Source organism: Achromobacter sp. Marseille-Q4954 (assembly GCF_943737025.1).
GTDB lineage: Bacteria > Pseudomonadota > Gammaproteobacteria > Burkholderiales > Burkholderiaceae_B > Achromobacter > Achromobacter bronchisepticus_A.
Window position 1 is genome coordinate 598,441 of record NZ_CALSFQ010000002.1, and the last position, 20,126, is coordinate 618,566.

Below are 20,126 nucleotides of genomic sequence, written 5' to 3' on the forward strand. Positions count from 1 at the left end.
TCCATGATGACCCAACCCTATCAACGCTTCACCCTCGCTATGCTGATGATGGCTACGATCATCTGCACCGCTGACAAGCTGATTTTCGCGTTTGCTGGGCCGTCCATCATTCGTGACTTGGACCTGAGCCCTCTGGAGTTTGGACTGGCGGGAAGCGCATTCTTCTTTATTTACTCCATCGCCGGCGTGGCAGTCGGCTTCCTTGCCAACCGAGTCCAGACCAAATGGATCTTGACTGGCATGTCGCTGATATGGGCGGTATCGCAGTTTGCCGTTGGCTTCGCGGGCAGCTTGGGCACTCTGATTGCAGCCAGGTTGCTCTTGGGCGCCGGAACCGGACCCGCAACGGCAGTAACTCAGCATGCCGGGTTCAAATGGTACGCCCCGAACGAGCGACTTGGCGTCTCAACCATGATACATGTCAGCGTGATTATTGGCGGATTGGTCGCCAGTGCGGTGTTGCCGCTGGCGGTTCAACATTTGGGCTGGCGGACCTCATATCTATTGCTCGGCCTTGCCAGCGTCGGTTGGGTCGGGCTCTGGCTGCCATTCGGTCGAGAAGGCACTGTTGATGCGCATGCCTCGGTCGATACGAGTCCAAAGCGTTCCTACCGCCAGACCTTGCTGAACAAGTCATTCGTGATGATTTCGTTGCTTGGCTTCATCGGCGGTGTTCCGAGCGTCGTCGGCTTCAGCTGGCTAGCCGTCTTCCTGCAGGAGGGCGTGGGGTTGAACTCGGGGCAAATGTCCCTCTACCTTGTATGTCTTGCCCTGACGCTCATGTTCGTGAACTTGCTGGTGATGGCGGGCAGCAAGAGGGCGCTGCGTAACGGTACGTCATTCCAAAAAGCGATGGTCTGGCCTCCACTCTTTGCCATCATGATTGGCGGCGCGGCCTACCTAGGGCTGCGCTACGTCGGCGGGAATATGCCAATGACGTTAGCGCTGTACCTCATCGCTTCGGTCGCCTCCAACTTGCTGCCCCCGTTCGCGTTTGCGATCGTTGCGCATTTGTGCGGAGCCTCGCAACGCGGCGCGGTGCTGGCCATATACAACGGCATTGTTACGCTGGCAGGAATCGTGACCCCCGGCCTGATCGGTTACATGATCTCCGATATGGGCGGCGACGCTTCCGCCGGTTTCGATCAGTTCTTCACGCTGTGTGGCGGCATGGCGCTAGCGGTGAGCATCCTGGCATTCATGGTGCTAGATCCGGAGAAGACACGAAAAAGACTGGATCTGGACTGCCGCATGGAAACAACGCTGCGGTCGCCTGCCTCTAGCTAGGACGAGGCCTGGGTGGGCCTTGAAGCGGCCCCCTCTCGAATGGATCCGCCGTGGCGTAATCGCATGGACGCGTCTGCCACGGCTTTGGTCCATGATCCCAGCCTCGACGAAGCGGCGGAGCCGCTTATCCTTACTGTTGCTTTGGGGGCGTGCGGGCCGGCGATGTGTGAGCTCGACGCCGAGCCGAATCAACCTGACGGCCAACCGCGTCAGAGTGCCCATGCCCGAGGCGGCCCAACGCGTGCCGTTGTACCAGTGTTGATGGGCCTGGACAGGCGATAGTGTGCGAGAACTCCAATCGGCACGGGTCGCCCGCCAACGCCGCAAACCTCGGCCTTCTGACAGTTCACGATAACTGCCCGCCAAGGCATGGGACTCTCCTGGGCAGCCATCCCGGAAGAGTGTTACCCATGCCCTCATACACCTGTCACCTATGCCTCTGGCCCCCACAAGGGGGGAGGGGCGCACGTTTTCGCCTACTTCTTTCATAGAAGAGTCGACAAGCCTGAATGAATGTTATATTTCTTATGTGTCATGTATGATATCTAACATAAATATGAAATTACCAACGATAAGGTTCCATTATCGTGGGTAATTATCCTACAGTTGCCAAATCCGGCACGGAGCACGCGCATGGCCACCGGAATTACCGAAACTGACGTCTGGACCGCCGCCGACGCCTTGCTGCTGGAGGGCGCGCGGCCCACCATCGAACGGGTGCGGCAAAAGATCGGCCGGGGTTCGCCCAACACCGTCAGCCCCTATCTCGAAACCTGGTTCCGTTCGCTGGGCGCGCGCATCAAGGACCCGGGCGCGTTCGCGGCGCCCGCGGCCGTACCCGACCCGGTAGCGCAGGCGGCCTCGCACTTCTGGGAAGCCGCCTTGGCCGAGGCCCGCGCGCAGCAGGAACAGGCCTATCGCGGTCGCTGGGAAGAACTGGCGCGGGAAGGGGAGCAGCTCGCCTCCGACGCCGAACAGCTGCAGCAGCGCGAAGCCCAGCTTGCGCATCGCGAACAGGATCTGCAGGAAGCCCTGAGGGTGGCCACTTCCCAATTGGCCGCCGCCGAAGAACGGCTGCTGGCGGCCGAACAGCAGTTGCGCCAACGCGATGAACTGCTCAGGCGCAACCAGCTGCAGCTGGAAGACGCACGCGGCGCCACGCAGGCGGCGCTGGCGGAAAGCGAGAAGATCCGCACCCAGCATGCCCAGGCGCTCGACGCGCTGGAAACCCGCCACACTGCCCACGAGCGCCGCTGGCTGAACGAACTGGACAGCGAACGCGGCGCCGTCAAACGCTTGCAGACCCGGCTGGACGAGGCGCAGACCGCCAGCCAGCAGCAGGCGGCGCAGGCGCGCAAGGCGCTGGAGCAGGAACAGGAGCTGCGCCGCCAGGCCGAACATAAGGCGCAGGCTGCGGGCGGCGAGATCCAGGCCCTGCAAGCGCGCCAGCAAGCCGATCAGGCCGCGGCCAGCGCGGCACGGGCGGCAGCGCGTGAACGCGAAATGGCGCTGGAATCCCGGCTGGCGGCGGCCGAGCAACGCGCGTCCGACTACCTCGCGCAGTTGAAAGGGAAGGATGAGCAACTGGGCGAACTGACCCGGCATCTGCTGGCGCAAGTCCAGCGGCAGGATCCGGGGCAGGCGCGGCCGGAGCTTCCGGGGTCCTAGCGCCGCGCGCGCCGCCTGGCGCATCACGGTTCGAGGTTCGCGGCAAAAGGATGCGCGGCATGCCCCCGGCGACCCGATTCGGATTATTGTTATAGGAATGGCGAAGCGCGCAACGCGCCCCGCCACGCGGCACATATATATAGCGACGCAGTAACCCGGCCAGCCGGAGGAACTATGTCATTTCGCGTGATTGCCTCGATGCTCTGCGCGCTGTTGCTGTGGCTGCCTCCATCGCCTGGGTATACCCAGGCGACAAAGGGCAAAGGCGACCCGCTGGCGCTGGCCTACAACATGAAGCCCTGGACCGGGGATTTCGACGGCATGGTCAAGCGCCGGCAGGTCCGCGTGCTGGTGCCTTACAACAAAACCCTGTATTTCCTGGACAAGGGCGGCACGCAGCGCGGCATCATCGCCGAGATGATGACCGAGTTCGAGAACGACCTGAACCGGCAGCTCAAGAACAAGAACATCCGCGTGTACGTGGTGCTTCTGCCGACCTCGCGCGAACGCCTGATTCCCGATCTGCTGGCGGGCAAGGGCGACATCGTCGCGGCCAACCTGACGGTCACCGAGGAACGCCGGAAGCTGGTCGATTTTTCCACGCCGCTGGCGTCGGGCGTGCCGGAGCTGATCGTGGCCTCGCCAGGCGCGCCCGAGCTCAAGTCGCTGGACGATCTTTCCGGACAGGAAATCTTCATCAACCCCGTCAGCAGCTACTACGGCAGCGTCAAGACATTGAACGCGGATCTGGAGGCCAGAGGCCTGAAGCCGGCCATCATCCGCGATGCGCCCGGCAACTTCGAGACCGATGACATCCTGGAGATGGCCAGCGCGGATCTGGTCAAGTACACCGTCGCCGACCGCTACCTGGCCAATTTCTGGAAGCAGATCTTCCCGCAGATCAAGGTCTACGCGAACCTGGAGATCGACAAGGGCAACGACATCGCCTTCGCCTTCCGCAAGAACTCGCCCAAGCTCGCGGCGGTGCTCAACCCCTTCATGGAGAAGAACCGCGTCGGCACCTCTTTCGGCAACCAGCAGCTCACCAAGTACCTGAAATCCGTGAAATGGGTGAAGGGCGCCACCGACCCCGAGGAAATCGAGAAATTCCACCGCCTGGCGGAGTTCTTCCGCAAGTACGGGGATGAATACAACATAGACTGGCTGCTCATGATGGCCCAGGGCTACCAGGAGTCGCGGCTGGACCAGGATGCCAAGAGCTCGGTCGGGGCGATAGGCGTCATGCAGATCATGCCGGCCACCGGCAAGGAACTGAAGGTAGGCGATATCCGGCGCGAGGAGTTCAACATACACGCCGGCGTCAAGTACATCCGCTTCATGATCGACCAGTACTACGCGAAAGAGCCCATGACGGACTTGAACAAGGGATTGTTCGCTTTCGCTTCCTATAACGCCGGCCCCGCCCGGATCAACCAGCTGCGCAAGGAAGCCGCCGCCAGCGGACTGGACCCGAACGTCTGGTTCGACAATGTGGAGCGGGTGGCGGCCGAGCGCATCGGGCGCGAAACCGTGCAATACGTGAGCAATATCTTCAAGTACTACATCGCCTATACGCTGGTGCGCGCGCAGGGCGCGGGCGACGGCGCGGGGACGCCGCGCTAGCCGGAGGCGGCGCCGCTTGCGGGCCGCCACGGTGTATGTCCGCGGGTTTTTCGGATAAATTCGCCACAGGCGCATCCGCATGCACCCATCCGGCAGACGCCCCGCCGGCATCGATGCGCCACAGATCAGGGCTGCCGGCCCTGTCAGGAGCCGCGGTTGAATCCTCTTCCACGCCAGACGGTCGATCTCGCCCGCATCATCCTCGTCATCGTGATCCTGGCCGGCCTGATGGCAGGCAGCGTCTACATCCTGCGCCCGTTCCTGCCCGGCCTGGTCTGGGCCACCACGATCGTCGTGGCGACCTGGCCGGTCATGCTGGCGATCCAGCGCTATTGCGGCGGACGGCGCTGGATGGGTACCCTGACCATGCTGGTCATCCTGCTGTTCGTCATCGTGCTGCCGCTCTACGAGGTGATCTCGACGCTGGCCTTGCACAGCAGCTCGATCATGGCCGCGGTCAAGAGCCTGCCCGACTACGCGCTGCTGGCGCCGCCCGCGTGGGTCCACGGCATTCCACTGGTCGGCCCCAAGATCGCGCAGGAATGGCAGACCCTGTCGGACGCCGGCGCCGGCGGCCTGCTGGCCAAGCTCGAACCGTATCTGACAAGCGCCGCGGCCTGGCTGCTCGGGCATGCCGCCATCGTCGGCGCCTTCATGATGCACATGCTGATCACCGTGGTCGTGGCTGGCATCCTCTATACCAAGGGCGAGGTGGCGGTCGATTTCGTGCGGCGCTTCTTCAACCGGCTGGCGGGCCAGCGCGGCCTGGCGGCCGTCAAGCTTGCCGGGCAGGCGATACGCGCCGTGGCGCTGGGCATCGTCGTGACCGCCGTGGTGCAGTCCGGGCTGGGCGGGATAGGCCTGTGGATCGCGGGCGTGCCGGCTGCCGGCATCCTCACCGCGCTGATGGTGATGCTGTGCCTGGCGCAGCTGGGGCCATTCCTGCCCATGCTGGCTGGCGTGGTCTGGCTGTTCCAGAACGACATGAAGCTGGCGGCCGCGGTCCTGCTGGTCTGGGCGGTGCTGGTGGCGATGCTGGACAACCTGCTGCGGCCGTTGCTCATCAAGCGCGGCGTCAACCTGTCCTTGCTGCTGATCCTGGTGGGCGTGCTGGGCGGACTGTTTGCCTTCGGCATCGTGGGCCTGTTCATCGGCCCGGTGATCCTGGCGGTGACCCATACGCTGCTCAACGCCTGGATCGAAGAAGTGCCGCCGCCCGCCGCGTTGGACGCGGAAACGGAGCCCGCCGCAACGCCCGCGGAACGCGCCGGATTTCCGCCGGTCTGAACGCCGCCGGCATCGGCTGCCAGCCAGGCCGCGCCGGGCAGCCTGCCGGGGAAGGGCGTAACATCTGCCTCACGTCGCGGGCGCAGTGCCCGCTTTTCTGGCAACACCCCGGCAATACCTCATGACGATGCACCCTCTGGCGCCGCTGCAAGGCGGCTACTCTTCCTGGTCCGAAGCCCTGCCCGAAGCACGGCTCGAAGCACGGCTCGATACACGGCCTGGTTCCACACCCGGCCCCGCGGCTTTCCCGCACAAGGCGGTGGCGCAATGAGCGAAAACGTACGCCTGGCCAAGCGTCTGGCCGCCGAACTGTCCTGCTCGCGCGGCGACGCGGAACGCTACATAGAGGGCGGTTGGGCCGCCGTGGATGGCAAGCAGGTCGAGGAGCCGGGCTATCGGGTGGCGCCCGGCCAGTCCGTGGGCCTGTTGCCGGGCGCGCGCCTGGAAGACGCGCGTCCCGTGACCGTACTGCTGCACAAGCCCGCCGGCCTTTACGCCAATGACGAACCCGGCTCCGCGCGCGACCTGATCCTGCCTGAGAACCTGATGCCCGGCGACCGTTCCGGGCAGCGCTACCTGAAGCGCATGTTCAATGGCCTGAAGCTGGTCACGCCGCTGGAGCGCGCAGCCAGCGGCCTGGTCGTCTACACGCAGGAGTACCCGATCGCCCGCAAGCTGGTGGAAGAGGGGCGCTACGTGGAGCAGGAGTACGTGGCCCAGGTGTCCGGCCAGCTCAGCGCCCCCGACCTGGCGCGCCTGCAGCGCGGCATGGCTTACGACGGCCGCGCCGCCACGCCCATGAAGGTCAGCTGGCAGAACGAAACCCATCTGCGCTTCGCCCTGAAGACGCCCGCGCCCGGCTTCATCGAGTACGTGTGCGATGCGGCGGGATTGCGCCTGCAGGCCCTGCGCCGCATCCGCATCGGCCGCCTGCCGATGGCCGGCCTGGGCCTGGGGCAATGGCGCTACCGCCTGGACTACGAACGCTTCTGACGGCAGCAGGGATGACCATGGAACAAGCGCCGCAAGGCCAGCGACCACAGCGCGATCCCGGACGCCGGGGTTTCTTGATCAATGCCGGCGCCCTGTGCCTGTCCGCCGCCTTGGCCGGCTGCGCGGCGCCCAAGCCTGCGCCGCGCCGCGCGCCGCAGTCGGCCAAGCCCGGCTCCGGCGCGCCCCCGGTTGTCAGCAGCGCCGCAGCCCCCGTGCCCGCGCTCAAACCCGGCGCGCGCATCGCCATCGTGGCGCCCGCGTCCGCCGCGCTGGATGCCGCGGACGAAGCGGCCGAATGGCTGTCCGCGCGCGGCTACGTGCCGCAGGTCATGCCGGCCGCGCGTTCACGGCTGGACGCCCCCTATGACTATCTGGCGGGATCGGACGCCGACCGGTTGGCCGACCTGCATGCGGCGTTCGCCGCGCCCGATATCGGCGCCGTCTGGTGCCTGCAGGGCGGCTTTGGTTCCTGGCGCCTGCTGGATCAGCTGGACTTCGATCTGCTGCGCCGCCACCCCAAGCCCTTCATCGGCTATAGCGATATCACGGCCCTGCACCTGGCCATGCAGCGCCGCGCCGGTTTCGTCACGTTCCACGGGCCGATGCTGGCGCAGGACCTGCTGGCCGGCAAGCGCGAACCCACCGAATCGAACCTGCTGTCCATGATCAGCGGCCAGGTGGGGCAGGGGGCGTGGATCATGCCGCCGCCTTACGCCACCGCCACGGAACTGATACCGGGCACGGCGACCGGACGGCTGATCGGCGGCAATCTCGCGCTGATCGGCGCACTGATCGGGTCCGATAGCGAAATCGACACCAGCGGCGCCGTTCTTTTCATCGAGGACGTCAACGAAGCCTTGCCTCGCATCGACCGGCTGTTGAGCCAGTTGGCTGCGGCGGGCAAGTTCGATGACCTCAAGGGAGTACTGGTCGGCAACTTCACGCGCATCCTGGGCGTGCCGGGCGACGATGCCCAGGCGCAGGGGCTGCTGTACCCGCTGATACTCGACCAGTTCCGCTCGCGCGGCATTCCGGCGCTGGCCGGATGGCCCAGCGGCCATGGCGATCCGAACCTGACCTTGCCGCTGGGCGCACAGGTCACGCTGGACACGGGGCGTGGCGGATTGCGGCTGGAGCAAGCAGTGGTGGTGTGACCTGGAATGATCCATTAATGAGGCATAAAATATGACTATGCCTTATTAAAATAGCATTCTTAAATCCAAAAATGACTCATTAATAGTGCAAATTACCAAACAACGCACTATTATTGATTCATGAAAAAGAAGATCGAACCCAGCTTCGATGCCGCCATGGCGCTTGCGCGCCTTGGCGCCAACATCCGCACCGCCCGGTTGCGCCGCGCCGAAACCGAGTCCATGCTGGCTGCCCGCATGGGCGTGTCGCGCGCCACGGTCACGCGCCTGGAACGCGGCGACGGCGGCGTGTCCCTGGCGCTGGCCATTGAAGCCTTGCTGCAGTACGGCTATGCGGACCAGGTCTACGCCCTGGGCGACCCCGACCTGGACGGCGTAGGCAAACGCCTGGACGCGGTGCGCCGGCCCAGCCGGGGCAGCGGCAAAACGCCCAACACGCACCGCGCCGATCCCACCCAGCTGTAGCGCCACGCAAAACGTGAAAGCAAGAAAACACAAATCGGTGGAGAGCGAGCTGTATGTCTACGTCGACATCCGCGGCGAGGCCGTGCTCGCCGGCCTGCTTACGCTGGACGATTCGGACGAAAGCCGCTTCTACGCCGAATTCACCTACGTGCAGTCCTACGTGAACGACCCGCGCGCCTTTGCGCTGGATCCGCTGAACCTGCCGCTGGTGGATGCGCGCACCACCTTCCGCACCGAAAGCCGCTACGAAACGCTGGGCGCGATCTTTGACGCCGCGCCCGACGCCTGGGGCCGCAACGTCATGCGCGTGGACAACGCCGGCGCTCGCGTGACCGAGGACGAAGTGCTGCTCAAGGGCCGCGGCATGGGCGTGGGGGCCTTGTTCTTCAGCGCCCGCCGGCTCACGCCGAACATGCGCAAGACCTACCGCCTGCCGGAACTCAGCCAGGTGGAATCGCTTGCCGACCTGCTCGCCGACATCGACCAGGGCGTCAAGCCCAAGGGCCTGTACCGCGACATCCTGGGCAGTTCCTGGGACATCGGCGGCGCGCGCCCCAAGACCATCGTGCGCGACGAGCGCGGCGAAATGTGGATCGCCAAGTTTCCGCGCAAGGGGGATTCCTACGACCGCCAGCGCGTCGAGTACGCCAACCTGCAGATGGCGCGCGCCATCGGCATGACGGTGCCCGAGATCCGCCTGGCTGAAACGCACCTGGGCGCGGTCCTGCTGACGCACCGCTTCGACCGCGAACTGCTGTCGGCCGGGCAGGGCGCAACCCCGATCGTCGCGCGCCGCCATTTCCTCAGCGGCGCAGCGCTGATCAGCCCCTCGGCGCAGATCGGCAAGCGCGAGCTCGACGAGGCGCGCGGCAAGGCCACGTATTCCTACGCGCGGCTGGCGGACGTCACGCGCCGGATTTCGTCCAACCCGGTGCAGGACCTGAAAGAGCTGTACGCGCGCATGGTCCTGAACGTGGCCGTCCACAATACCGACGACCACCTGAAGAACGTCGGCTTCGTGAAGGACGAGGGCGCGCAGACCTACCGGCTGTCGCCCCTGTTCGACGTGGTCACGCAGGAAGGCTCCGCCAGGCACTACCTGCACATCGGCGCGGCCGGCCGCGAAAGCTCATTCCAGAACTGCCTGAGCGAGTACCGGCGCTTCGGCCTGCGCTCGGAAGCCGTCGCGCGCGGCATCCTGGAGCACGTGCGCGAGGTGGTGGCGCAGCGCCAGCGCTATTACGGCATGGCAGGCATGACGGCTCAGGAAATCGGGTATGTGGAAGCGTCCTTGATGGCCTGGCGCCACGCCGCATGACACGCCCGCGCCGGCCTTACACCCGCTTGGCCGACCAGCTCCCCCCGCCGGCGGCGCTGCCGTTCATCTGCTTGCCGTTCACCGTCCCGGTATAGCGCACGCCGTTGGCGACAAAGGAGATCTCGGCGCCGTTCAGCCGCGCCTCCGAAATCGGCGCGCCGCCCAGCTTGCCGGACAGGCGCTGGTAGCGCTGCTCCAGCTGCAGGGGCTGGCCGTCCACCTCCCAGTTGCCCGCCACCTTGGCGGGCACGATCCACAGGAGCGCCGTGCAGTAGGTGTTGCAGTCCTGCCGGATGGTTTCCTCGGCGTCCGGCTCCCAATCGCCCATGCGGAAGGAGTTCGACACGATGCGGGTGCCCGGCGCCAGTTCCAGCAGCTTGGGCCGCAGCTTTTCGTTGATGGTCGACAGCAGGAACATGGTGATCACGTCCGCCTGCGACAGATCGGTGGCGAACAGGTCCGCCGTCACGAAGGTGGCGCGGTCGGCAACGCCGGCGCGCTGCGCGTTGCGGCGCGACAGTTCGACCAGATCCGGGTTGTACTCGATGCCCTGGGCCGTCAGGCCGCGCTGGGCCGCGGTAATGACGGTGCGTCCATCGCCCGAGCCCAGGTCCATCAATCTGTCCTTGGGCGTGACCTTGGCCATGTCCAGCATGGTATCGACCAGGGCCTGGGGCGTAGGCACCCAGATGACGTCCTTGCCGTCCTGACCGACGTCGGGCACGTACTCTTTCTGTTCCGAGGGCTGCGCGGTGGCGGCCAGCGACGGCAGCGGAGCGCATGCCAGCGCCAGCGCGGCTGCCGACGCGATCAAGGCGCCGCGCAACGGCGGCATGGCGGTACGGGCGGCGGATCCGAAGGATTGAATCGCGATGTGCATGATGTGGACTCCTTGCAGGTAAGGCATGCGGACGGAACCGCCGCCCCGGGGGAAACAGTGATCAGGCCCGCGGCTGCGCGGGACCCAGCAGGCGCAGCAGCGGCAGGCCCGCCGCCAGCACCGCCAGCCCGATCAGCGCGCCGGCGCCGGCATACATGGCGCTGGACACCACCAGGCCCGCGCAGGTCAGCGCCAGCAGCAGCGGGGGCAAGGGATAGAGCGGCACGCGGAACGGGCGCGGCCGGTCCGGATCGATGCGCCGCAGCCGCCACACCGAGGCCGCAACCAGCAGCATGAAGATCCAGAACACCGGCGCGGTGTAGGCCACCAGGGTCTGCACGCTGTTCTGGCTGAAGGCGCCTAGCGCGATCAGCGCAAGCGTGATCGCGCCCTGGACCAGCAGCGCGGAAGCGGGCGTCTCGCCTTGCGCGTTCCACGCCGCCAGCGCGCGCAGCCGCGGCACGTCGCGGCCCAGGGCGCAATACACCCGCGCCCCAGTGATGATGGTGCCGTTGATGGTGCTGAGCGCCGTGGCGCAGATCGTCAGGCTGAGCAGGGCGGCTGCGTAGGGGCCGGCCGCCAGCTGCATCACGTCCGCCCCCAGCGCTGGCGTATCGCGCAGTCCCTGCAGGCCGAAGATCTCCAGCAACGCCAGGTTGGTCAACACGTACGCGCCCGTCACCAGCAGCGTGCCGATCAGCAGCACCCGGCTCATGTTGCGGCCCGGGTCGCGCAGCTCGCCGCTGAGATAAGCGGCTTCGTTCCAGCCGCCGTAGGTCAGCAGCACGAACACCATGCCCATGCCCAGCAGGCCCGCGGTATTGCCGGTCAAAGGCATCGGTTCGGCATCGCTGCGCAGCGGGCTGTCTCCCGCGGCGGCCAGGCTGGCGATCAGCACCGCCGCCAGGGCCGCCACCGTCAGCGCGGTGAACACCCATTGCAGCCGCTTGGAATAGCGCGTTCCCGCCACGTTCAAGGCGGTCAGCGCCACCACCGATATCGCCGCGTGCAGAGCAGGGCCGTACGGACCGAGGGGCGCGAGCCGTTGTGCGTAATCGCCATAGATATAGGCGACCACGGCGATGGCGCCGGTCTGGATGACAGAGCAACGCGCCCAGGCGAACATCAGTCCCACCTGCCGCCCCCAGGCCCGCGTCAGATACAGGTATTCGCCGCCCGCGCCGGGATAGGCCGAACCCAGCTCGCCGTAGCAAAGCGCGCCAACCAGCATCACCAGGCCGCCCGCGCACCATAAGGCGATGTACATCGCCTCGGAACCCGCGTGCTGCGCCACCAGCGGCGGAAAGCCGAATATGCCGATCCCGATCACCACGCCTACCAGCACCATGGTGGCATCCATCACCGATAAACCGGCCGACGCGCGCGGCTGGAGCAACAAGGCCGGATTCGCGGACGAACGCAGGGTGGGCTGTGTCATCGGATGCTCTCGGTTGGGCGCGGCGGGCGCGCGGAGACGGCGCCATTTGGGGACGGTGCCTGACAATCACCTGAACAATTTGCGACCAGTGTGCAAGCGGGAAAGTTTCTTCGGGTTTTCCCGAAACAATCGCTGATTTCTTGAATTCAGCGTAGATTCAGCATCATCCAAACTATAAAAATAACTCTCTATGCCTTTGATTTTTAGATGATTATTTATGTTCTTGAAGTGCTTTATTTAAAGTGATTTCTTAGCATTGAATCACGCTCGATATGGCTGACCTGCCGCGTTATGCTGGTTGCGCCGGACGCGCGCCACACGAGCGGCCGCCGCGCAGGGAAGGGAGCCAAACCGTAATTCAGGAGCAGCGACATGAAGCTATCCATACGCGTGGCCACGGCAGCGCTGGCGCTTTCCGGACTGATGGGCCTGGCGCCCGCCGCGATGGCGCATCACGGCTGGTCTTGGGCCGAATCCGAACAGATGACGCTGCAAGGCACGGTCCAGCAAGTGCAGATTGCGCCCCCGCATCCCTGGCTGGACGTGCGCGCCGACGACGGCGTCTGGCGCGTGGAGCTGGGCAATCCCACCCAGACCAAGGACGCCGGATTCGTCGACGGCTCCGCCAAGCCGGGCGACGCCATCACCGCCATCGGCAACCGCGACCGCGAGTCGGACGCCAAGCGCATGAAGGCCGTCCAGATCAAGGTGGGCGGCAAGACCTACGACATTTATCCCAGCCGCATCAAGAAGCCCTGACCGGCCGGGCCATGCCTGAGCTGCTGCGCCTTGCGCTCGAACAGCTTGAGACCCTGCCGCCGTCGATCTGGCTGCGGCGGTGGAGCACGCTGTATCTGCTGGTGAACGCCGCCCACATCGGCGCCATCGGCCTGCTCATAGGCTCCATCGTTCCGCTGGACCTGCGCCTGCTGGGGCTGCTCAAGCCCGGACCGCTGGCTGTGCTGGCGCCCGTGTTCGCCAGAACCGCGGCGGCGGGCTTGGCGCTGGCGGTATTGACGGGCGCCATGCTCTTCAGCGTCCAGCCGCTGGAATACCTGGCGAATCCCGCGTTCGGAATCAAGATGGGCCTGTTGACCGCGGCCGCGGCCAATGCCGTGCTCGCGCGCCGCAGCAAAGCCTGGCAGACGGTGCAGGGCGAAGGCAGGGCGACGGGCGCCATGCGCGTGCGCGCAGGCGCCTCGCTATTTCTATGGCTGGCCTGCCTGGTGGCGGGGCGCTGGATCGGGTTCCTGTCTTAGCAGCCAGGGCCTTGCGCGTGCGGCGATCGCAGCGCCCGGGAATTCAGCGCGCGGCGTCGGCCACGGCCTCGACCGTGATGCGCAGTTGCACCTCGTCGCTCACTCCTGGCGCGAACGCATCCACGCCGAAATCGCTGCGCTTGACGACCGTCATGGCGTCAAAGCCGATGGCCGGACGCTGCGCCATCGGATGGATGCCTTGCTTGTTCTGGCGCGCCTGCAACACCACCGGCTTTTCGATGTCCTTGATGCGCAGGACGCCGCTGATGCTGAGATTGCCATTGCCGTGGTCGGCCACCGAGGTGCTCTTGAACTGGATCTCCGGATACTTGGCCGCCTGGAAGAACTCGGCGCCTTGCAGCATTTCGTCCAGCTTGGGCACGTGCGACGTCAGGCGCACCACCGGCACGCGCAGGTCGACGGCCGACTTCGCGGGTTGAGCGGCGTCGTAGCGGATGACGCCCGTCACGGCTCCGGCATGCGCGGTGGGCTTGGAGAAACCCAGGTGGTCCCAGGTCACCACGACTTCCGTGTGTTCCGGGTCGATCTGGTAGTCCACGGGCGCGGCGTGCGCCGGCAGGCTGCCCAAGGCCAGCAGCGAGGCGGCCAGAAATGCTGCGTAGGTGTGCTTCATTCGATTCTCGGTATGTTCGGCGTCTGGAGGAGCCAGGACGCGCATTCCGTCAGCTCGCCAGCTTAAAACGCGCTGACAGCAACGGCACGGAAGAAGGATAGGAAAGGATGCAATACCGCGCTAGTCCGCCGAAACTGACTGCAGCGTTCCAGTTTTGATGCCAATCAAACCGATACGATAAGTGGCAGTGCTGGCCGGGCCTCGCGCGCCGGCCAGCCCGCCGCCTTCAGGAAGCCTGGGCTTCGGCCCGTGCGCGCTGCACGGCGGGTCTTGCCGCGACCCGGGCCAGATAGGCCGCGAGCTTGGGGAACTGCGCAAGGTCGACGCCGTCGCCCTCCAACCAGCTGCCTATCGTAAAGAGATAGCCGTCGACCACGCTGTAGCGCTCGCCCGCCGCCCAGGGACCGACGATCTGCGATTCCAGATAGGCGGCGCAGGTGGTCATGGTCTGCGGCACCTTGGCCTGCATGGCGGCGTGCGCGGCCGGATCGTCGGCCCAGCGCGCGCCGCGGCGCTTGTGCGCGTGGGCCACGTGGGCGGTGGACGCCAGATAGCTCGCCAGCTCCTGCATGCGCGCGAAGGCGAAGGGATCGTCGACCGGCGCCAGCTGCGCGGCCGGAAAGCTCTGCGCCACGAAGGCGAGCAGGGCAGGGGTCTCGGTCAGCACGCCGTGCTCGGTCGCCAGCGCCGGCACGCGGCCCTTGGGATTGACGCGCAGGTACTCGGGGCTCTGCTGCTGCCCGGCGCCCATGTCGAGCTTGACCAGGTCGAAATCGGCGCCCGCTTCATGCAGGGCGATATGCGTCGCCAGCGCACAGGTGCCAGGGGCTGAGTAAAAAGTCCAACGGGACATCCGCATCCTCTACTTTCTATGGTTGAAAAGCCAAGTCGCCGCAACGGGCTGCCGGCTACAGGGTAGCCCGATCACTTGCCTGCGCCAAGTTTGGCGGCGACGCGCAAGAAGCGGCGGCATTGTCTGATCTACATCAGGCGGCAATCCGAATTGGCTGCGCGTTGCCATTCGTCCACGGCATCTGCTCCGTCTTGCGTGATAGCATCTGCACCGATAAGGAACCGCCGAATGCACGCATCTGCCCATGCCCGTAGACGTTGGGTCGCGCTGGTCGCGATGGCCCTGTTCGTCTTCCAGGCGCTAATCGCGTCTTCGGCGCTGGCGGCCTCGGGCATCGGAACGGGCCAGGCAGGCGTCACCACCATCGTCTGCACGGCCAGCGGCCCGCGCGTGGTGACGCTGGATGCCGATGGGCAAAAGCAGGGTGCGCAGCAGCAGCACAGCGGCGCTTTGCCGCACTGCTGCAGCGCGGGCTGCGCCATGCTGAGCGACGCGCTGCCGCCCGCAATCATCCTGCTGGCCTGGCTCCTGCCAGCCGCAGCCCCCGCAGTCCATCCCCCGGCCGCCGAACCCCACATTGCAAGCGCCTTGACCCGGCTGCCGCAACGGTCGCGCGCGCCGCCGCCATCCGCCTGACCCTCTCCCCAGCCTTCAACGACATGCCATCCGCGCAGCCCGTGTTTCCGCGGGTCTGAGCGCTTGCGCCAGCGTCATCGGCGCGCAGCGGGCCATGGTCCTTTTGCGCCGCGCGGGGAGGGTCCCCCTTTCGTCACGCCCATGCGCAGACTGCGCGCTCCTGTCACGCCTTCCTTAAGGGGAGACGGCCGCGCCGCCCGTCTGCGCCTGCCATCGCACGTTCCCGATCGACAGACACCAGACATGACCATTAACCAAGAATTCCTGCGCCTGAGTTGCCTGGCCGCCGCAGTGGCCGCCTCATTTCCCGCCTGGCCCCAAGCCGCCGGCACGCCCGACGTCTACACCACCGATCCCGTGGTCATCACGGGCGTAGAACCCAGCGCGCCGTTGACCTTCACCACGGATCCCAAGATCCCGCGCCAGCCGCTGCCGGCCAGCGACGGGACCGACTATCTGAAGACGATTCCCGGCTTCTCGGCCATCCGCAATGGCGGCACCAACGGCGATCCCGTGCTGCGGGGCATGTTCGGCTCGCGCCTGAATCTGCTGACCAACGGCACGTCCATGCCAGGCGCCTGCCCGGCGCGCATGGACGCGCCCAGTTCCTATATCTCGCCCGAGAACTTCGACCAGCTCACGGTCATCAAGGGGCCGCAGACGGTGCTGTGGGGACCCGGCGCGTCCGCCGGCACGGTCAAGTTCGACCGCGACACGCCTCGCTTCACGGCGGCCGGCGTGCGATTCGACGGCAGCCTGACGGGCGGCTCGTTCGGCCGCAACGACCAGGCCGCCGATCTGACCTTGGGCAACGACAAGGTCTACACGCGCATCACCGCCAACCATTCCCACTCCCAGGACTACAAGGACGGCGACGGCAACACCGTGCCTTCGCGCTGGGACAAGTGGAACGCCGACCTGACCCTGGGCTACACGCCTGACGCCGACACGCTGTACGAACTGACCGCGGGCACGGGCGATGGCGAAGCGCGCTATGCCGGCCGCGGCATGGACGGCTCCCAGTTCAAGCGCGAGAGTTTCGGCCTGCGTTTCGAGAAGCGCAACCTGGGGCCCGTGCTGGGCAAGGTCGAAGCGCAGCTGTACTACAACTACGCCGACCATGTGATGGACAACTACACGCTGCGCGCGCCGGACCCCATGAGCGCCATGCCCATGGCCATGGCGGCCGACGTGGACCGCGCGACCTGGGGCGGCCGCTACGCCGGCACCTGGGAACTTTCGCCGGATGTCAGCCTGGTCACCGGCCTGGATTTCCAGCAGAGCCGCCATCGCTCGCGCAGCGGCACCGACACGGTGCCGTACAGCAGCCAGAGCTGGGTCAAGGACGCCGACTTTTCCAACACCGGGTTGTTCGGCGAACTGACCTGGCGCGCCGCGCAGGACAGCCGCGTCATCGGCGGGGCGCGGATCGACTGGGCCTCGGCCAAGGACTTCCGCCAGGGCACAGGCTCGATGATGATGCCCATGCCCAATCCCACTGCGGATGAACGCCGCAAGGACACGCTGCCCAGCGGCTTCCTACGATATGAGCAGGATCTGGCCACACTGCCGGCCACGGTCTATGTGGGCCTGGGCCACGTCGAGCGCTTCCCCGATTACTGGGAACTGTTCTCTCCGGACCAGGGGCCTGCCGGGTCCGTCAACGCCTTCCAGGGGGTGAAGCCCGAGAAAACCACCCAGCTGGATTTCGGCGCGCAGTATAAGACCGAAGCACTGGACGCCTGGTTCTCAGGCTACGCGGGTTACGTCAATGACTTCATCCTGTTCAGCTACACCTCGGGCGGCATGATGGGTCCGGCGTCGCAGGCCAGCAATGTCGATGCGCGCATTGCTGGCGGCGAACTCGGCGTCTCATACAAGCCCGCGCCCGCGTGGAAGCTGGGAGCCACGCTCGCGTATGCCTGGGGCGAGAACCGCAGCGACGGCAGGGCGCTGCCGCAGATGCCGCCGCTGGAGGCCAGGCTAAGCGCCGCCTACGATGACGGCACCTGGTCGGCCGGGGCGCTGTGGCGCATCGTGGCCGCGCAAAGGCGCTACGCCTTGAACGAGGGCAACGTCGTGGGCAAGGACTTCGGCCCAAGCGCGGGCTTCGGCGTTTTCTCCGTCAACGGCGGCTACGCGGTCAACAAGCAGGTCCGCCTGTCGCTGGGTGTGGACAATCTGTTCAACAAGACCTACAGCGAACACTTGAACCTGGCCGGAAATGCGGGTTTCGGCTATGCCGCCAACACCGCAGTCAATGAACCGGGCCGCACCGTCTGGGCGCGCGTGAGCTTCAAGTACTGACGCGCCCAGTCCGGCATACGCGGTTAGGACGGACGCCCAGTCGTCAGCAGGCGGACGATGGCGCGCAGGTCCTGTTCGGCCTCCAGTCCACGCAGCCGTCGCGCCAGCTCCCGCACCTGGGCGGCGGGCAAGGGCGGCTGCGCGGACGCGCAGCAGGCTTCGAACTTGGCGTCCTGTTCCGCCACGCCCAGGGGGCGTTCCGGGCTGCCAGGAAAGGCCGGCATGTCGACCGTGAATTCGCGGCCGTCCTTCAGCCGCAATTCGACGCGCTGGGGGCTCATGGCGTTGGGGTCCGGATTGCCGTCATCCAGCACCTGAACGCGCGCGGCCAGTTCGAAAGTCCTGGCCTCGGCCAGCGCGTCGGGATCGAAGTCGGGTATGCCGACCCGGCCGCGCAGCAGGGCCGTGGCGATGGCATAGCCCATGCAGAGCCGGGCGGTGGCGGAATCCATGCCCGGGTGGGCCGGCCGTCCCACCAGGCGCACGATCAGCGACGACGCGCGAACCGTGATCCGGTCCACGTCCCCCGGCTGCAGCGCATGAACGCGCATGAGGTCCAGCACGGCGCCGATGCCGCTATGGGTGGCCCGGCCGGTCGGGTAGGGCTTGTGGCTCATGCGGCTGATCTGGAACACCCGGCCCACGTCCGCGCGGACCGCGTCCCAGTCGGCCTGGCCGGCGTCGTACAGCGCAAAGTAGCCGTATGGGCCTTCCAGGATGTCGCGCGGACCGGGGAAGCCCGCGCGCGCCAGTTCGAAGGCCGTAACCGCCGCCCTGGCGTTCAGGCCGACCTGCAGGCCGACCGCGGGAGAGCCTTCGATATGCGCCTGCATGGTGCCGGAGAGATGGCTGTACGCCAGCCCCAGCGCATCGCGCGTGGCGCTCTCATCCAGCCGGCCAAGCTTGCACAGCGTAGCCGTGGCGCCCAGGCCGCCGCACATGGCCGGCCGGAAAAAGCGCATGGGTGCGCGCTGGGCCAGCGCGACATAGATGGCGAAGTCCAATCCGGCGGCGACGGCGGTGATCAGCCGGGGACCGTCGACGCCGCCTTCGCGTTCGGCGTAGCCCAGCGCCGCCGGCACGATGCAGGCAAACGCGTGCACCACGGCCTGGTCGTGGATCGCGTCGAACTCCTGATTGAAGACCTGGTATGCGTTCAGCATGACTGCGCTGGCAAGGGGCAGCTGCTCGCCGCTGCCCCAGACGGTTGCTTCCGCGCCCTGGCCCAGGGCCTGGGCCGCCTGGCGCAGCGAGGGCATGCGGGGATGGCGCGAGCCGGACAGACCGACGCCGACCGCATCCAGAATGAAAGTCTTGGCCGCGTCCACCGCCGTTGCCGGCAGGTGCTCGTATTGGGTGCGCAGCAAATGCGCGACCAGGGTATCGATGGCATTCATGCGGCGGCTCCATCGTGCTGGGCGGGAACCTGGCGGGCGTACCAATCATGCATCGCGGCGCCGGTGACGAAGGTGGTCATGGGGTGCTTTTGCAGCAGGTCCAGCATGGCCAGCAGGTCGGCGTAGCGGTGCGGCACGCCCATCAGGTGGGGATGCAGTCCCAGCGTGAGGACGCGCGGACGGCCGGCGGTCCTGGCCTCGTCGGCGTACAGGTCCAGCGTCCGCTCGAGGCGCCGGCCGAACTCTCCGGTGGCATGCTTTTCCACGGCGTGGATGACCGAATCGTTCAGCTCCAGCGCATAGGGCAACGCCAGCAGGGGCCTGCCGGCGGTCCGCATCCAGTTGGGCAGATCGTCCAGGCACCAGTCGAACAGGTAGTCGATGCCGGCCTGGGCCAGGAGATCCGGCGTATCCCGCGTCTCGCGCAGGCCCGGCGAGAGCCAGCCGCGCGGCCGGCGGCCGCTGAAGCGCTCGATCCGGTCCAGCGCCGCCGCGATGGTGCGCGCCTGGCCGTCGCCGTCCTCTTGCGACAGCGCGCGCTGGTGGATGCCGTGGCCGATGAATTCCCAGCCGGCCTCCAGCAGCGCCTGGGCCGCCTCGGGGTAGGCATCGATGACCGAGGCGTTCAGGCTGGCCGAGGCAGGCAGGCCGCGGCCGCGGATGGCGTCGATGAGCCGCGGCAGCCCGCAGCGCAGGCCGTACTCGGCCCAGCTGTAGTTGGGCACGTCCGGCACCGTCTCGCGCCCATGCGGCGCGGTCAGCAGGGTGCGGGGCATGGGCTGGTCGAACGGCCAATGCTCCACATTGACGACCAGGTGCACCAGGATGGCCCGGCCGTCCAGCGCCGCCAGGGGCGGGCGCTGGCTGGAAAGCATGAAAGGAATGCGTGGATTGTTCATGGCATCTTGCTCATGGTTCAAAGACGGC

At 66.5% G+C, this 20,126-nt stretch carries 19 protein-coding genes; 13 read left to right on the forward strand and 6 right to left on the reverse strand.

The features are described from left to right. Positions 1-3 precede the first annotated feature (3 nt). From NGK62_RS20790 to NGK62_RS20830, 9 genes are all read left to right on the forward strand, one after another. On the forward strand, positions 4-1,287 hold the full coding sequence (locus NGK62_RS20790; RefSeq protein ID WP_251880127.1) for an MFS transporter: 1,284 nt from the start codon (positions 4-6) through the stop codon (positions 1,285-1,287). Positions 1,288-1,920: 633 nt separating this feature from the next. Beyond that, positions 1,921-2,955 (forward strand): DNA-binding protein, encoded by a 1,035-nt coding sequence (locus tag NGK62_RS20795; RefSeq protein WP_251880129.1) that lies wholly within the window; start codon positions 1,921-1,923, stop codon positions 2,953-2,955. Between the two features lie 174 nt (positions 2,956-3,129). Beyond that, positions 3,130-4,578 carry an MltF family protein gene (locus NGK62_RS20800; RefSeq protein WP_251880131.1) on the forward strand — a complete coding sequence of 483 codons (1,449 nt, stop codon included), beginning with the start codon at positions 3,130-3,132 and terminating at the stop codon, positions 4,576-4,578. A 156-nt stretch (positions 4,579-4,734) separates the two neighbouring features. Next, a complete protein-coding gene (ydiK, locus tag NGK62_RS20805; RefSeq protein WP_059376105.1) occupies positions 4,735-5,865 on the forward strand; it encodes an AI-2E family transporter YdiK in 1,131 nt (376 codons plus the stop codon). A gap of 121 nt (positions 5,866-5,986) precedes the next feature. Then, entirely contained in the window at positions 5,987-6,136 is a 150-nt protein-coding gene (locus NGK62_RS20810) for a hypothetical protein (RefSeq protein ID WP_251880133.1), read from the forward strand. Further along, positions 6,133-6,858, forward strand: coding sequence for an RNA pseudouridine synthase (locus tag NGK62_RS20815; RefSeq protein ID WP_251880135.1), 726 nt, complete (start codon positions 6,133-6,135; stop codon positions 6,856-6,858). Before NGK62_RS20810 ends, NGK62_RS20815 begins: the two co-directional genes overlap by 4 nt. A 212-nt stretch (positions 6,859-7,070) precedes the next feature. Then, the gene (locus tag NGK62_RS20820) at positions 7,071-8,012 is read left to right on the forward strand and encodes a S66 peptidase family protein (protein WP_251880919.1); all 942 of its coding nucleotides are present in this window, start codon (positions 7,071-7,073) and stop codon (positions 8,010-8,012) included. 120 nt (positions 8,013-8,132) lie between these two features. After that, positions 8,133-8,477, forward strand: coding sequence for a helix-turn-helix transcriptional regulator (locus tag NGK62_RS20825; protein ID WP_059376116.1), 345 nt, complete (start codon positions 8,133-8,135; stop codon positions 8,475-8,477). Between the two features lie 13 nt (positions 8,478-8,490). Beyond that, entirely contained in the window at positions 8,491-9,795 is a 1,305-nt protein-coding gene (locus NGK62_RS20830; protein WP_251880137.1) for a type II toxin-antitoxin system HipA family toxin, read from the forward strand. A gap of 16 nt (positions 9,796-9,811) precedes the next feature. Here the strand turns inward: NGK62_RS20830 and NGK62_RS20835 are convergent, their stop codons facing one another. Further along, entirely contained in the window at positions 9,812-10,675 is an 864-nt protein-coding gene (locus NGK62_RS20835) for an SAM-dependent methyltransferase (protein WP_251880139.1), read from the reverse strand. Positions 10,676-10,736: 61 nt separating this feature from the next. After that, on the reverse strand, positions 10,737-12,035 hold the full coding sequence (locus NGK62_RS20840; protein WP_059376220.1) for an APC family permease: 1,299 nt from the start codon (positions 12,033-12,035) through the stop codon (positions 10,737-10,739). A 450-nt stretch (positions 12,036-12,485) separates the two neighbouring features. Here NGK62_RS20840 and NGK62_RS20845 point away from each other — a divergent pair, with 450 nt between their 5' ends. Beyond that, complete coding sequence (locus tag NGK62_RS20845) at positions 12,486-12,872, forward strand: DUF6152 family protein (RefSeq protein WP_251880140.1); 387 nt, start codon at positions 12,486-12,488, stop codon at positions 12,870-12,872. An 11-nt stretch (positions 12,873-12,883) separates the two neighbouring features. After that, positions 12,884-13,372, forward strand: coding sequence for a DUF6644 family protein (locus NGK62_RS20850; protein WP_251880142.1), 489 nt, complete (start codon positions 12,884-12,886; stop codon positions 13,370-13,372). A 43-nt stretch (positions 13,373-13,415) separates the two neighbouring features. On the opposite strand, the gene NGK62_RS20855 is transcribed toward NGK62_RS20850, so the two are convergent. Both NGK62_RS20855 and NGK62_RS20860 read right to left on the reverse strand, forming a co-directional pair. Continuing rightward, positions 13,416-14,006, reverse strand: coding sequence for a YceI family protein (locus NGK62_RS20855; RefSeq protein WP_251880144.1), 591 nt, complete (start codon positions 14,004-14,006; stop codon positions 13,416-13,418). 226 nt (positions 14,007-14,232) lie between these two features. After that, a complete protein-coding gene (locus tag NGK62_RS20860; RefSeq protein ID WP_251880146.1) occupies positions 14,233-14,859 on the reverse strand; it encodes a glutathione S-transferase family protein in 627 nt (208 codons plus the stop codon). Between the two features lie 228 nt (positions 14,860-15,087). On the opposite strand from NGK62_RS20860, the gene NGK62_RS20865 reads away from it, so the two are divergent. Next, positions 15,088-15,495, forward strand: coding sequence for a DUF2946 family protein (locus tag NGK62_RS20865; RefSeq protein ID WP_059376135.1), 408 nt, complete (start codon positions 15,088-15,090; stop codon positions 15,493-15,495). 243 nt (positions 15,496-15,738) lie between these two features. Further along, the gene (locus NGK62_RS20870) at positions 15,739-17,802 is read left to right on the forward strand and encodes a TonB-dependent copper receptor (protein ID WP_118933067.1); all 2,064 of its coding nucleotides are present in this window, start codon (positions 15,739-15,741) and stop codon (positions 17,800-17,802) included. Between the two features lie 23 nt (positions 17,803-17,825). On the opposite strand, the gene NGK62_RS20875 is transcribed toward NGK62_RS20870, so the two are convergent. Continuing rightward, positions 17,826-19,199, reverse strand: a complete 1,374-nt coding sequence (locus NGK62_RS20875) for an MmgE/PrpD family protein (RefSeq protein ID WP_251880148.1) — start codon at positions 19,197-19,199, stop codon at positions 17,826-17,828. After that, positions 19,196-20,098, reverse strand: coding sequence for a polysaccharide deacetylase family protein (locus NGK62_RS20880; RefSeq protein ID WP_251880150.1), 903 nt, complete (start codon positions 20,096-20,098; stop codon positions 19,196-19,198). The genes NGK62_RS20875 and NGK62_RS20880 overlap by 4 nt, the downstream gene beginning before the upstream one ends. Positions 20,099-20,126: the final 28 nt, after the last annotated feature.